11 protein-coding genes are annotated in these 14595 nt (G+C 61.3%); 2 read left to right on the forward strand and 9 right to left on the reverse strand.

The genetic code is table 11. The features are described 5' to 3' along the window. Positions 1-189: 189 nt before the first annotated feature. Complete coding sequence (locus tag VM99_13810; GenBank protein ID AKJ99092.1) at positions 190-1809, forward strand: glutamate synthase; 1620 nt, start codon at positions 190-192, stop codon at positions 1807-1809. 53 nt (positions 1810-1862) lie between these two features. Here the strand turns inward: VM99_13810 and VM99_13815 are convergent, their stop codons facing one another. The 3 genes from VM99_13815 to VM99_13825 form a co-directional block, all read right to left on the reverse strand. Further along, positions 1863-3368: a membrane protein gene (locus VM99_13815; GenBank protein ID AKJ99093.1), complete on the reverse strand. Its 1506-nt coding sequence runs from the start codon at positions 3366-3368 to the stop codon at positions 1863-1865. 114 nt (positions 3369-3482) lie between these two features. After that, positions 3483-4904: a D-alanine/D-serine/glycine permease gene (locus VM99_13820; GenBank protein AKJ99094.1), complete on the reverse strand. Its 1422-nt coding sequence runs from the start codon at positions 4902-4904 to the stop codon at positions 3483-3485. A 510-nt stretch (positions 4905-5414) separates the two neighbouring features. Beyond that, positions 5415-5876, reverse strand: a complete 462-nt coding sequence (locus tag VM99_13825; protein AKJ99095.1) for a transposase — start codon at positions 5874-5876, stop codon at positions 5415-5417. Between the two features lie 361 nt (positions 5877-6237). On the opposite strand from VM99_13825, the gene VM99_13830 reads away from it, so the two are divergent. Next, positions 6238-9345, forward strand: coding sequence for a glycosyl transferase family 51 (locus VM99_13830; protein AKJ99096.1), 3108 nt, complete (start codon positions 6238-6240; stop codon positions 9343-9345). Between the two features lie 12 nt (positions 9346-9357). Here the strand turns inward: VM99_13830 and VM99_13835 are convergent, their stop codons facing one another. The 6 genes from VM99_13835 to VM99_13860 all read right to left on the reverse strand — a co-directional run bounded on the left by VM99_13835 (position 9358) and on the right by VM99_13860 (position 14547). Further along, the gene (locus VM99_13835; protein ID AKJ99097.1) at positions 9358-9852 is read right to left on the reverse strand and encodes an adhesin major subunit pilin; all 495 of its coding nucleotides are present in this window, start codon (positions 9850-9852) and stop codon (positions 9358-9360) included. A 36-nt stretch (positions 9853-9888) separates the two neighbouring features. Then, positions 9889-10383, reverse strand: coding sequence for an adhesin major subunit pilin (locus VM99_13840; protein AKJ99098.1), 495 nt, complete (start codon positions 10381-10383; stop codon positions 9889-9891). Positions 10384-10685: 302 nt separating this feature from the next. Then, the gene (locus VM99_13845) at positions 10686-11168 is read right to left on the reverse strand and encodes an adhesin major subunit pilin (GenBank protein AKJ99099.1); all 483 of its coding nucleotides are present in this window, start codon (positions 11166-11168) and stop codon (positions 10686-10688) included. A gap of 42 nt (positions 11169-11210) precedes the next feature. Continuing rightward, positions 11211-11954 (reverse strand): pilus assembly protein, encoded by a 744-nt coding sequence (locus tag VM99_13850; protein AKK01753.1) that lies wholly within the window; start codon positions 11952-11954, stop codon positions 11211-11213. 58 nt (positions 11955-12012) lie between these two features. Further along, positions 12013-13257 carry a hypothetical protein gene (locus tag VM99_13855; protein AKJ99100.1) on the reverse strand — a complete coding sequence of 415 codons (1245 nt, stop codon included), beginning with the start codon at positions 13255-13257 and terminating at the stop codon, positions 12013-12015. A 42-nt stretch (positions 13258-13299) separates the two neighbouring features. Further along, positions 13300-14547, reverse strand: coding sequence for a hypothetical protein (locus tag VM99_13860; GenBank protein AKJ99101.1), 1248 nt, complete (start codon positions 14545-14547; stop codon positions 13300-13302). Positions 14548-14595 lie beyond the last annotated feature (48 nt).

The raw sequence follows: 14595 nt of genomic DNA on the forward strand, positions 1-14595 counted from the left end.
TGCCAGCGCAGAATGCCCCGATGCCATGAAGTCCTGATCATTGTGGCGAGGGAGCTTGCTCCCGCTGGATTGCGAAGCAATCTTCAAACCGGCCGCTGCGCGCCCGAGCGGGAGCAAGCTCCCTCGCCACGGGTTTATAGGTGTCCAGAATACCCAGCGCCCTACCCAATGCTTGCCCAAGGAACCCGTATGAGCCTGTCTCTGCTGAGCCGTTACGCCTTCTTTGCCGGCTGTGTGATATTCACCCTCGCCAGCCTGCCGTTCCTGCAACACGACTGGCTCTGGCCATTCGCGCTGGTGACAGGCCTGTTGAGCCTGCTGGGGCTGTTCGACCTGCTGCAAAGCCGTCACGCGGTACGGCGCAACTACCCGATCCTGGGCAACATCCGCTACCTGGTCGAAGGCATCCGCCCGGAGATCCGTCAGTACCTGCTCGAATCCGACAGCGACGCCCTGCCCTTTTCCCGGGCCCAGCGCTCGCTGGTGTATTCCCGGGCCAAGAACGAGACCTCCGACAAACCGTTCGGCACCTTGATCGACGTCTACCAGACCGGCTTCGAATTCATCGGCCATTCCATGCGCCCGGCGCCGTTGAGCGACCCCAGTGGTTTTCGCGTGACGGTCGGCGGCCCGCAGTGCACCCAACCGTATTCCGCCTCGGTGTTCAACATCTCGGCCATGAGCTTCGGCTCGCTAAGCGCCAATGCCATCCGCGCGCTGAACCAGGGCGCCAAGCTGGGCAATTTTGCCCACGACACCGGCGAGGGCAGCATCAGCCCTTACCATCGCGAACACGGTGGCGACCTGACCTGGGAACTGGGCAGCGGCTATTTCGGCTGCCGCACCAGCGACGGGCGCTTCGACCCGGAGCGCTTCGCCGTCCAGGCTCAAGACCCACAAGTGCGGATGATTGAAATCAAGATGAGCCAGGGCGCCAAGCCCGGCCATGGCGGGATCCTGCCCAAGCACAAGGTCACCCGGGAAATCGCCGAGACCCGCGGCATCCTCATGGGCGAGGATTGCATTTCACCGTCGCGCCACAGCGCGTTCTCCACGCCGCTGGAACTGATGCAATTCGTCCAACAACTGCGCGAACTGTCCGGCGGCAAGCCGGTGGGCTTCAAGTTCTGCCTGGGCCACCCATGGGAGTTCATGGGCATTGCCAAGGCCATGCTGGAAACCGGGATCCTGCCCGACTTCATCGTCGTGGACGGCAAGGAAGGCGGCACGGGCGCGGCACCGGTGGAGTTCACCGACCACATCGGCGTGCCGTTGCGCGAAGGCCTGCTGTTCGTGCACAACACGCTGGTGGGCCTGAACCTGCGGGACAAGATCAAGCTCGGCGCCAGCGGCAAGATCGTCAGCGCGTTCGACATCGCCAGCGTCCTGGCCATCGGTGCCGACTGGGCCAACGCCGCCCGCGGCTTCATGTTCGCCATCGGCTGCATCCAGTCGCAAAGCTGCCACACCAACAAATGCCCCACCGGCGTCGCCACCCAGGACACCCTGCGCCAACGCGCCCTGGTGGTCCCGGACAAGGCCCAGCGGGTCTACAACTTCCACCGCAACACCCTCAAGGCCCTGGCCGAAATGCTCGCCGCCGCCGGCCTGGAACACCCGTCGCAATTGCAGCCCAAGCACCTGGTGCGGCGCATGTCGGCCACCGAGGTGAAGCTGTTCTCGCAGTTGCATGTGTTCTTAAAGCCCGGGGAACTGCTGACGGGCGAGGTCAATGGAGCCTTTTATTCGCGGATGTGGCAGATGGCGCGGGCGGACAGTTTTGAGCCGATGGAAACCGTGGCGGCTTGAACACGCCCACAGCAAAAAATTTCCACACTGCGGTTTTCCGGGGGCGCCGCTGGCTAGCACAGCGGCGCGCGGGTCCGCGACGGCTCCTTCATGACAATGAAGCCATAGTCGCCCAGCAGATAAATCCGGTAGTACAGGTTGTCCACGAGCGGCGGATAACCCCGATAACCGACTCGGGTCGCATTGCGCCGCTCCCGTTCGATCACCACGTTAGTGATACCCAGGAACGGCGGGCTTTCCGGAAGAAGCAAGTAATCAACATTGAGCAGGTAATGCAGGACCGGCAGTTGGTTGAACGAGCCGCAGGCGCTTGTCAGCCAATGGGCGGAATAAGTCACTGACATATAGATGCGCTTAGCCTCATACAGCTCGCGACGGGAAGTGATGTCATGCGCCAAGCTATAAAGCGCGCCGCTGGAAAAGGTTTTTTGCAGGGTCAATACCCGACCATAGGCAAAGGACAGTGACAGGGTCGCCAGCAATGGAATGATCAGCAACGCTGATAATCGACGATGAAGTGGCGTCAGCGCGAGGTAAGCCAGATAGAACAGCAGCATCAACCACACACCGAAGCCCATCAGTGTGCGGGCCCCCTCATTGAAGTCACGAAACAACAGCGTGATGCCGGGTACCAACAGCGCCAGTATCAAAGATGTCAGTAGCCAGAGCAGGCCCAGGAGCCACGTTTTCCAACCAGGCTCCTCACCTCCCTCAAGCCGGCGGCCCACCCCCAAGGCCCCCATCAGCGCAATCAGCACCAGCACGGCCAATATCCAGGCGTAGCCACCGTGGAACAACAGGGCAACCTTCTGTAGCACCGTGGCGAGATTGATGCCCAACTGCATCAATGGATCAGCGTTCCAGTTCAGCAGCGCGGTTCGCTCCGTTCCCATCAGCCAGACGGCCATGGCGAAGTACACCAGGAGGGCCAGGCCAAGCTGGGCGAACCTGTCTCCCAGCAGGTCCAAGCACTGCCGCCACGACCACCGGTTGCAGACTGTTCGGCACAGATCCAGGCAGACCAACCCCAGAAATACGTTGAGGCTGATCTGGTAGAGCCCGAACGCCAGCACCAACCAGGCCGCCGGCTCCCACAGTCGTCGCAGGCGCGATGTCCCCCGACAGGTGACGGCGTAGATAACCGCGACCAGGCTCAGGGCCATGCTCGGGCCGTCGTATTGATACGACAGGTTCTGCAACAGGAAAGGGTTGTACCAGAGGGGCAACGGTACCAGGCAACAGGCGAGTGTCGGCTCAGGGAAATAATGGAAGGTCAGCCGGGCCAGCGCCAGGGCCACTGCCAAGATCGCAAGCAGCAGGGGCAGCGGAAAAATATCCGGCGCGGCGCCGGAAAAGGACAGCACCTGATACAGCAGGTCAGTGAACCAGCGCCCCTCGCCGGCCCAGGCGTTGCCCGCCTCCAGCGTTCGCCAGCTATCGTCGATGTAGCGAAAATCAGCGAGGATCAGTGGCAAGGCATACAGGAGGGTCGCCAAGAGGAAAAAACACGCCACTTGGCGGCGGTCGAGCGCGCGATCGAAAACCAGCGATACATTCATATGCAACGCCCTCGGGACTTGCCCCTTGGACAGCATTCAAAGAGACGTAATCGACATGGCCCCCAAAAAGCCCCGATCATTCGACCGGGGCATTTCTACTGCATGGTTGGCAACTTACGAAACGGCATCCATCGAACCCCGGGCTTGCCCGGTCGGCTGCAACTTGAAGGTATAGAACAACACCGTCAGCAACACCAGAAACGCCGGCCCCACGTACAACGCCACTCGCGTATCCGGGAAGTAGGCCATCAGCCCCACCACCAGCACCAGGAATGCCAGCGCCAGGTACGAGCTGACCGGGTACAGCCACATGCGGTACTTCAGGGCCGCACGCTCCGAAGCACTCAAGCTTTTGCGGAATTTGAGCTGGGCCAGCAGGATCATCACCCAGGTCCAGATCGCGCCGAAGGTGGCGATGGAGGTCACCCAGACGAAGACTTTTTCCGGCACCAGGTAATTGAGCAGCACACCCAGCAGCAATGCGGCGATGGACAGCAGCAATGCACGGCGCGGCACGCCGTTGGTGGACGTCTTGGCGAAGCCAGCCGGGGCCTGGCCATTCTGCGCCAGGCTGTAGAGCATCCGCCCGGTGCTGAAGATGCCGCCGTTGCAGGACGACAGCGCCGCGGTGATCACCACAAAGTTGATGATCCCGGCGGCGGTCTTGATGCCCAGGCGCTCGAAGGTCATCACGAATGGGCTACCCTGGGTGCCGATCTCGTTCCAGGGGTAGATCGACAGGATCACGAACAAGGCGCCGACGTAAAACAGCAGGATCCGCCAGAACACCGAGCCGATGGCGTTGGGGATGGTTTTCTGCGGGTTCCTCGCCTCACCGGCGGTCAGGCCGATCATCTCCACGCCCAGGTACGCGAACATCACCATCTGCAGGGACATCAACACGCCCGTCACGCCGTTGGGCATGAAGCCGCCGTGGGCCCAGAGGTTGGAAATACCCAGCGCCACGCCGTCGTTGCCGAACCCGAAGGCGATGATGCCGACGCCGCCGATGACCATGGCAATGATGGTCACGATCTTGATCAGGGCGAACCAGAACTCGAACTCACCGAAGGCCTTGACCGCGATCAGGTTGATCGAGCCCATGCTGACCAGCGCCGCCAGGGCCCAGATCCAGCGCGGCACATCGGGGAACCAGATGCCCATGTACACCGCGACGGCGGTGATCTCCGCCACGCAGGTCACCAGCCACAGGAACCAGTAGTTCCAGCCGGTGAGAAAGCCTGCCAAAGGGCCGAGGTAATCCTGGGCATAACGGCTGAACGAACCGGCCACCGGGTTATGCACGGCCATCTCGCCGAGGGCACGCATGATCACCAGGATCGCCAGGCCGCCGATGATGTAGGAGAGCATGATCGCCGGGCCGGCCATTTCAATGGCCTTGGCCGAACCGAGGAACAACCCGACACCGATGCATGCGCCAAGCGCCATCAGGCGGATATGCCGCTCGCCGAGCTCACGTTTGAGCGGACCACCCTGAGCGGTCTCGCCATGGGGCAGATGATTGCCGACTGGCATAGGGAACAACCTCGTCTTGTTATTGGATTAACCACCGAGTCTCCAAGGCGCGGGCCGATAAGCCTGCCACCTTGCCGAAACCGGGCCTGTCTTGTGGACAGGCCGTCCTGTGGAACGACAGCCTCAGGATCAGCGGGCCATGCAGTATAAAAAGCCTGCGATAGAGATTTTCACTGTAAAACCTGGGTTATTCAGGGGAAAGCCTCAACAAAATCGGTTCTTTTGGAGAGGCATTGACTGAGATTACCGCAAATGACCACAGCGACAGCGAGTATCGCGCAGTGATGGTGCCGCGTCATGCCTAAGCAACAGGGCGATGGCTCTAAAACAAGGCTTACAAACACACCCCCTGTGGCGAGGGAGCTTGCTCCCGCTCGGCTGCGAAGCAGACGCAACGATGGTCGGCCTGGACATTCCCCAACAGGCAAACAAAGCGAGGGCGGCTTCGCCACCCAGCGGGAGCAAGCTCCCTCGCCACAAGAGCATTTCAGTCCCCAGAAACAGCACTGATCAGAGCCAGGCCGCGTCCCACAGCGGGTAATCGCCGATACGCTCCACCAACCTGGCACGAAGAGGATTGCCGATGATGTAGCGAGCAAACGGCAGCAGGTCCTGGCTGTCACGGAGCGCCCGGTCGTGAAAGCCGCTTTGCCAGAACGCACCGCTTCTATTCATCGCTCGGTTGACGGCAAGGGTGCTACGGGATTTAACCGCTTGCATCACTTGAGCGAGCGGGACTTCCTCCAACTGCACCAACCAATGCAGATGATCAGGCATCACGACCCAGGCGAGCGAGGTAACCTGGCCTCGCTCATGAGCGTGACGCATTTCTGCAACCAGTAAGCGACCCAGTTCCCAGTTTCGGAAAACAGGCGCGCGTTCGTGAACGACCGTCGTGATGAGGTAACCGCGTCCACGCTCCGAGCAGCGGCCATGACGTAGTCGATGAGAGTTCGGACGTAGAGGACGCATTCCTTCGCTTCCGGTGATTTAGGTACTGATCACGGTAGCTTTACCCACGACAATTCGGCGCGCTGATAACTGAGCGAAATGTCCGAAAACAATGTAGTACCTGTGGCGAGGGAGCTTGCTCCCGCTCGGCTGCGCAGCAGACGCAACGTTTGTCGGTCCGGACATTCCCCAACTGGCAAACAAAGCGAGGGCGGCTTCGCCACCCAGCGGGAGCAAGCTCCCTCGCCACAAAAGCTCGTCGCTCAAAACACACGATTGGCCCTTTGGCGATGCATACCCGGCAATTTCCCCTCCCCCCACGCCAACCACCGTCTAAGCTTCAAGCAAGTCCGATCAATCTGCTTAATTGGATCAGTCGACTATGGGCGCTTTATGGCATACCGATTCGAACAAACCTGTGGTCCCGACTGAACGTATGGAAGACGCGCCCTCACCCCAAAAAAAGCCCCGTGTACGGCATGGCTGGCGGGCGTTCTGGTTGTTGTTGCTGATCATCGTGGTGGTGGTCGGGTTGGCGGTGGCCAAGGAAATGCGCACCTCGCGGTTTCAGGCCCGGGAAATCAGCAAGTACGCCGACTCCCTTTCCTATTCAGTTCAACCTGGCCCCAGCGATGCCATCGTCTACCCCGGCGCGGGCCCGTTCGACCGACGCCTGGGCTACAGCTCGTTGGGCGAGTTCCTGCCGCGGTTGCTCAAGCGCGACTACGTGATCCAGGCCCAGGCGCGCTTTTCACCGGCCCTGATGGACTACGTCGAAAAAGGCCTGTTCGTGCCCTATACGGAGAAGATCCAGGCCGGGCTGACCATCACCGATTGCCGCGCCGCGCCGGTGTACCAGTTCAAGTACCCGCAGCAGTTGTACGGCAGTTTCGACGCGATTCCGCCGGTGGTGGTGCAAAGCCTGCTGTTCATCGAGAACCGCTTCCTGCTCGACCCGCAGCAGCCCTTGGCGAACCCGGCGGTGGACTGGCCGCGCTTCGCCATGGCGGCGTGGTCGCAGGTGGCCAAGCTGCTGAGCTTGCCGGGGCAGTCCGCCGGGGGCAGCACGCTGGCGACGCAGTTGGAAAAATACCGCCACTCCCCTGAAGGCTTGACCGTGTCGGGCGCGGAGAAGATCCGCCAGATGATCTCCGCCAGCGTGCGCGCCTACCAGGGCGGCCCGCAAACCCTCGAGGCGCGGCAGCGGGTGATCCGTGACTACCTCAACAGCGTGCCGCTCTCGGCCGTCCCGGGGCACGGTGAAGTGCATGGCATGGCCGAAGGTTTGCGGGTCTGGTACGGCGCCGATTTCAACCGGGCCAACGAACGTCTGTTCAGCACCGCCACCGACCCACAGACCCTGGCCGAAAAAGGCCTGGCGCTGCGGGAAATGCTGTCGTTGATGATCGCCCAGCGCCGCCCTTCCCATTACCTGACCAAGGGTCACGACGAACTGGCGCGCCTGACCGACAGCCACATCCGCCTGCTGGCCCAGAACGGCGTGATCGACGCAGACCTGTCCGCTGCCGCCCTGGCGAGCAAGGTCAGCTATCGCGACTGGGTGCAACAACCGACGATCCAGCCCAACGAGACCAACAAAGGCATCAGCGCCGCCCGCAGTCGCCTCGCCACGCTGCTCGACCGCCCGCTCTATGACCTCGATCGCCTGGACCTGTCGGCCACCAGCACTTTGCAAAGCGACTTGCAGGCCCAGGCCACCCAGTACCTCAAGCGCCTGGCCGACCCGGCGTTCGCGGCCGAGATCGGCCTCATGGGCGAGCGCCTGCTGACCCCCACCAGCACCACCCAGGTGCGCTACAGCTTCACCCTGCTGGAATTGACCCCGGACGGCTCGCGGGTGCGGGTGCAGACCGATAGCACCGACCAGCCCTTCGACATCAATGAAGGCAGCAAGCTGGAGCTGGGTTCCACCGCCAAATTGCGGGTGCTCACCACCTACCTGCAGATCATCGCCGAGCTGCACGATCGCTACGCCCAGAAGACCCCGGCGGAGCTGAGAAAAACCGACATCGCCGAGCAGGACCGCCTGTCCCGCTGGGCCGTCGACTACCTGAGCCAGAACAGCGACCGCAGCCTGCCGAAAATGCTCGAAGCGGCCCTGGACCGTACCTATTCGGCCAGCCCCGGCGAGGCGTTCTTCACCGGTGGCGGGCTGCACACCTTCCATAACTTTCGCAACGAGGACAACGGCCGCAACCCCACCCTGCGCGACGCCCTGCGCGAATCGATCAACCTGCCGTTCATCCGCCTGATGCGCGACCTGGTGCGCTATGCCACCTACGCCGGCCCCAGCAACAGCGCCGAGTTGCTCAAGGACGACAGCGACCCGCGCCGTCAGGAATACCTGGCCCAGTTCGCCGATCGCGAAGGCACCTCGTTCCTGCTCAGGTTCTGGAAGAAGTACCAGAAGAAAGACACCGGTGAACGCCTGGAAACCTTCCTCGACAGCATGCACCCCACGGCGATCCGCCTGGCCGCCGTGCACCGCTATTTCTTTCCCGGTGACAGCCAGGAGAGTTTCAACCTGTTCGTGCGCTCGCACCTCAAGTCGGTCAAGAGCAGCGAGAAACTCACCGACGAGCGCCTGGAGCGGCTCTACCAGAGCTATGGCCCCGGCGCCTATGACCTGCCGGACCAGGGCTTCATCGCCAAGGTCCACCCTCTGGATTTGTGGTTGATGGGGTACCTGTTGAACAACCCCGACGCCAAGTTCAGCCAGATCGTCAAGGCCAGCGAATTCGAGCGCCAGGAGGTCTACAGCTGGTTGTTCAAGAGCCGGCACAAGAGCGCTCGCGACAGTCGCATTCGCACCATGCTCGAGATCGAAGCCTTCCTGGATATCCACCAGCGCTGGCAGAAAGTCGGCTATCCGTTCGACCACCTGGTGCCGTCACTGGCGACTGCCATCGGCAGCTCCGGCGACCGCCCGGCGGCCTTGGCCGAACTGGTGGGCACCATCCTCAACGACGGCATCCGCCAACCGGCGCTGCGGGTCGACAGCCTGGATTTCGCGGTGGGCACGCCGTACGAAACCCGGCTGGTCAGCGACCCAGACAACGGCAAGCGGGTGATGCCAGTGGACGTGGCCCGGGCCCTGCGCGGGGCATTGTCCCAGGTGGTGGATGCCGGCACCGCGAAACGGGTGGCCGGCAGTTTCAAGCTGGACGACGGCACGCCACTGGCCATGGGCGGCAAGACCGGCACCGGCGACAACCGCATCGAAGCCATCGGCGCCGGTGGGCGCATCCTCAGCTCCAAGTCGATCAATCGCACGGCCACCTTCGTCTTCTACATCGGCGACAGCCATTTCGGCACCCTCACCGCCTATGTCCCGGGGGCGTCGGCGCAGAACTTCAGGTTCACCTCGGCCTTGCCGGTACAGGTGCTCAAGGGCATGGCCCCATTCCTCTCGCCCTACTTGCAGCCGGGCAGTCATACCCAGTGCAAGCCGTTGGTGGCGCGCCAGTGACGGGCGCGCGGATTACGGGTTCACCCGCGGCACGGCGTCGAAGATGACCGTGAAATCGGCATTGAACACACCTGTCTGTCCGGGCAGAGGCAAGGCCGAAGCCCTGATGACCATGTCGGCCTGGGTACCTGGCGTCGACGTGGGGTCGTCCACCACCTCCTGGGGCGAAGCGGTCAGGGTGACGTTGTTGAACCGCACCAGCAGCGGAATATCGCTGCTGCCGTTGGTCAACGCAGGCTGGCCAGCCGGCAGGTACGCATGCACCGACCCGTCGGTGTTCTTCACATCAAAGGTCTGGCGTATCGTACTGAACTGACTCGTCACCGGGTCGTAATGCATGACCTCATCCTTGCCGAACTCAGGATCCCGGGGCTGCACATGGAACTGCTGGGTGGGAATGTTTGCCGTGATGTGAATCGGCGAACGGGCATCATCGGCCGCGTGCAGCGGCGAAACGCTCGAGGCAACAAGGCCCAGAGCCATTGCAAAGACCTTTTTATCGAACATGGCAAATACCTTTTAGCCGTAGAGAAACTGGGTGGGTCAAGCGGAGATCCGCGGCACGGCGTCGTAGATCACCGTGAAGTCGCCGGTGTAGAAGCCCGGCCTGCGCTGGGCCGGCATCGCATCGGCAGAGATGGTCATCTCGACCTGGGTGCCGGGCGTGGAGGACGCATCGTCCACCACTTCCCGCGGCAAGCCGTCCAGACGGACTTCGTTGAACCGGACCCTCAACGGGATCCTGGTATTGCCGTTGGACAGGAACGCCGCGCCGCCCTCGATGTAGGCGTGGATCGAACCCTCGGTGTTCTTCACATCGAAGATCTGGCGCAAGATGCCCAGGTCGTCGTTCAAGGGGTTGTAATGCATGACCTCGTGCTTGCCGAACTCCGGGTCCCGTGGCTGGACATGGAATTGCTGGGTGGGAATGTTCGTCTTGATATGAATGGCTGAACGCGCATCATCGGCCCCGAGTGCCAGCGACGGACTCATGGTCGCGGCGCCCAGGGCCATGACGGATATACATTTCTTCAACATGCTTGCTACCTTTTTTCATCGTTGTTTTTAAAGAAGCATCCATGCCATCACTGCCAACCGTGGCAACGGGGCGGTGTCGAGTGCCCTTTTTCGTGATGCCCTCGCATTCGTGGCGAGGGAGCTTGCTCCCGCTGGGGGGCGCAGCCGCCCTCGCTCTTCTCCTGAAACACCGCGTTCTTCGGATACGTTGCGTCTGCTGTGCAGCCGAGCGGGAGCAAGCTCCCTTGCCACAGGCGATCGGTGCTGCTTCAAATGATCTGCATCACAGGGTTTTGTGTTGTTTCGATGATCTTTATCCAGTGCTATGGCGCCGTGGCGTCGAACACCATGTGCACCGTGCCGTAGTAGTCGCCAGGCTTGTAGTCGTCATCGGGCTTGATGGCGGCGATTTCCAGGGGAACCTGGCGGCCCGGACGGGCCTCGGTGGCCGAGACCACCTGGGTCGAATCCAGGGTCAGTTCGACGCCGTTGAAGCGCACCCGCAAATCGATGCGGTCGCGGCCATTGGACAGGTAGGCCTCCTCGCCGAGGCGCGCGCCAATGGAGCCGTTGCTGTTCTTCACCTCATAAATGGCCCGCAACGGGCTCAGGTCCGAGGTGATGGTGCTGAACGGCAGCCGTTGTTCTCGCTGGACCAGCTGCGGGTCGAGTGGCAACACATAGAAGTCGGCCGTCGGGATGGTCACGTAGAGTTCGAACGTCTCCCGCTCGACAGCCCCCCAGGCCAAAGACCAGGGCATGACCAGGGCGGTCAATGCGAGGGGACGTAGCCGTGTCTTGATCATTTTGATTTACCTCTTGCGTCAACGACGGTTCGGCGACAGCCGTCAGCCCTTGATCTCGACGTTCTGGGTCTTGCTGCCTTCGATCAGGGTGAAGCGGTACTCACGCCCCGCCTCCTTGTCGAACGCGAACGTGCGGCCCTTCATGACGTGATGCTTGGTGGTCGGGCGGCATTCGTTTTCTTTCTTCGCTTCGCAGTCCTTGAACTCGTCGATCACCACCACGCTGTTGCCGTTGTTGCGCAACTGGTAGCGGGTGGCGCTGTGATCGATCACGGTGTCGAAACGGGTGTCCTTGGGCCGCACGAAAAACACCGTGCCGTACCCAGCCAACACCTTGACCCCGGCGGCCACGCGCTCTTTCTTATAGGCTTCGCGTTCCTCGGCGCTGACGGCGAATTCGTCTTCCGCTTCCGGCACCACCGGCACGAAACGCACGCGGAAGTAACGCTCCTTGTCGCGGTTGCCCATGAACAACAACCGCGTGCCCTGCACACCGTTGGCCGGCACGATCAGGCGCGCCGGGCTGGCCATCAGGCCATCCCTGGCCTGGGCACTGGCCTGGTTCTGCAGCGGCACCTCGCTGTAGGTGCCGTCCTCGTTGTAGATGATCTCCAGGATGTTCACCTTGACGAAGGCCGTCGACGTCCCGCCGTTGAACACCCGCTTCATGTAGGTGGTCTTGTTGCCGTCCAGGTAGTCGTAGACCACCCCGACACCGATCTGCGGCCCGGCCTGGGCCACGCCGCAAAACAGAGAAATACCCACCCATGCCCATAGTTGTTTCATCACTTGCTTGACCTCATGCATTAAACGCAACTCACAAAAAATTTGGCCGGCAGACCACTCAGACTTCCGAATCCCAGATCACCGTGACACTGCCGGAGTAAGCCTTGGCGCCGGTGTCCAGCATCTCTTCGACGCTGCCCCGGGCCACTTCGAAATGCAGCATCCCGGACCGACGATCAACGTAAACACTTGGCTGGAAGAGTTCGGTCCCGCTGCCATCGCGTAACAACGGACGCCGGTCGACCGGTTGGCCGCCAACGTCTGCCAGACCTTCGGGCAGGCTCACGCGCACATCCACCGGCACGGTATGGCCGCTGCCGGTTTCCGAGATCGCGCAGGTGTTGCCGCTGACGTACTGGCATTCGAGCCTCATCTTGAAACGTGACGAAGCCGAGATATGGAAGCGCTGGTCGCGAAACAGCCGCGTCGGTTTGCTCCCGCTGTTCAGCCACGCTTGCCAGCCTTCCTGGGGCACCAGTTCCACCCGGTTGCCACCCGGGGGCACCTCCACCTTGAGGGTGTGCTCGACATCGAGCTTGAAATTGAGGGTGATCACCGATTCGTTGGGGATCATCAGGTCACCGAAGTCGAAGTCCTGCCCCGGGCCGATGCTGTAGACCAAGGAGCCGGTATATTGGCCAGACGACATCTTCAGCGGGTTGGGGGTGCGCAGTTCGTAGGCGAAGTTCATGGAGGTGTATTCCATGCCCGGAATCAGGTAACGGGCTCTTTTGGCACAGTTGCCTTCGACCGGGGTTTTCCAGAAGAAAAAGTAGGCGCGGTCGTTCAAACCCGATTCACTGCTGGATCGACAAGGTGCAGGGGCGTACTTCCAGGTCGAACCCCACAACATCGCATGGGCGGTCCCCATGTCCACGCCGCCTCCGACCAGATCGATCACACTGACCGGCAGGAAGTACATCGAGCCGATGCCGGCGATGCGCACCTGGACGATCTCAGTCTCGCCCGTGCCGGTATGGGTGACCTGCGCCAGACGCCAATTGGCAGGCACATGGAATGTCGCCCCTTGCCGCAGGTCCGCATGATTGGCCTGAATGGGCGCGTTGGAATACGAGTTGATGTTCCACTGCAGGCTGGATACGTTCTCCCTTTCACAATCCGCCGGGTTAGAAGCGCAGTAACCGGAAACCGGCGTGGTGTTGCGAAAGGTGTTCTCGTTGGGCTTCGAGGGATCGGGCCTGAAGACGGCGGTGATCTCCTTGCTCACGCCATGGGCCGCCGATGCGCCGGCCAACACCATCACCGAAACCATGCTACGCACTGCTACTGGTAGACCTTTCATCAATCACCGTCCTTTCGCCTCAGGCAGGCCAATCCGTGCCCTTTAAACTTCCGAATCCCAGATCACCGTGACATCCCCGGTGTAGCGCGTGGCGCCCGTGTCGAGCATCGCTTCGACGCTGCTGCGGCCCACTTCGAAATGCAGCATCCCGAGCCTGCGGTCGACGTATAAGCTGGGCTCGAACAACTCCGTGCCACTGCCGTCACGCAACAGCCGGCGGCGGTTGACCGGTTGCCCGGCGCCGTCCATCAAGCCATCGGGCAGGGTCACGCTGACGTCCACCGGCACGGCGTGACCGGTGTCGGTTTCGGACATCGCGCAGGTGTTGCCGCTGATGTACTGGCATTCGATTGCCATCTTGAAACGCGAAGAGGCGGAAATATGGAAGCGTTGGTCACGGAACAGCCGCGTAGGCTTGCGCCCGCTGTTGAGCCAGGATTGCCAACCTTCCTGGGGCACCAGTTCCACGCGATTGCCGCCGGGAGGGACTTCGACCTTGAGGGTGTGTTCGACGTCGAGTTTGAAATTGAGCGTCAGCAGCGAGTCGGTAGGGATCATGACGTCGCCTGCATCAAAATCTTGTCCCGGTCCGATGGTGTAATTCAGTGAACCTGTGTATCGACCAGACGACATTTTCAACGGGTTGGGTGTACGCAATTCGTAGGCAAAATTCACCGAGAGATATTTCAGGCTGGGAACGGCATAACTAGCCTTTTTGGCACATACGCCGTCAGTCGGCGTCCACCAGATAAACGGAAAGTCTTTATCGCTATAACCTATAAAACCAACCTCTTGGCAGGGCGCAGGCGCGCTTTGCCAGGTCTTCCCGCCCCACAATCGGCCATGAGCTGTCCAGTTAGATACCCCCCCACCAACCAGACTGGGTGCGGACACGGGGAGTCGATAGGTCGCTCCTATACCAGCCCAGCGAAACTCTACGGTCTCGGTTTCTCCTGTCTCCGAATGGATTACCTGGAGCTCGCGCCATTGAGTGGGAACACTCAACATTGCGCCCTTGCGAGGGTCGGTGTGATTTGCCTGGATGGGTCCGGTTGAATCGAAAGTCACGGGCAACAAAATGCTGGATAGTTTCTTGGCCTCGCATACCGTCGGTTGATGCTGGCAGTAACCACCAATAGGGGTGGTATTGAGGAACACATTCTCGTGAGGCTTCGAAGCATCCGGCCTGAATATCGCAGTGATATCCCGGCTTACGGCATTGGCAGCAGGCACGCAGGCAAGCAACAACATCGAGACGATGCTGCTCACAGCCACCGGTAAACATTTCATCTATACAACCTCATCCATCAAAGCGAATCCCTGCAAGTTGGGGGAAGA

It is taken from the genome of Pseudomonas chlororaphis, from assembly GCA_001023535.1.
In the GTDB taxonomy this organism is placed as follows: Bacteria; Pseudomonadota; Gammaproteobacteria; order Pseudomonadales; family Pseudomonadaceae; genus Aquipseudomonas; species Aquipseudomonas chlororaphis_E.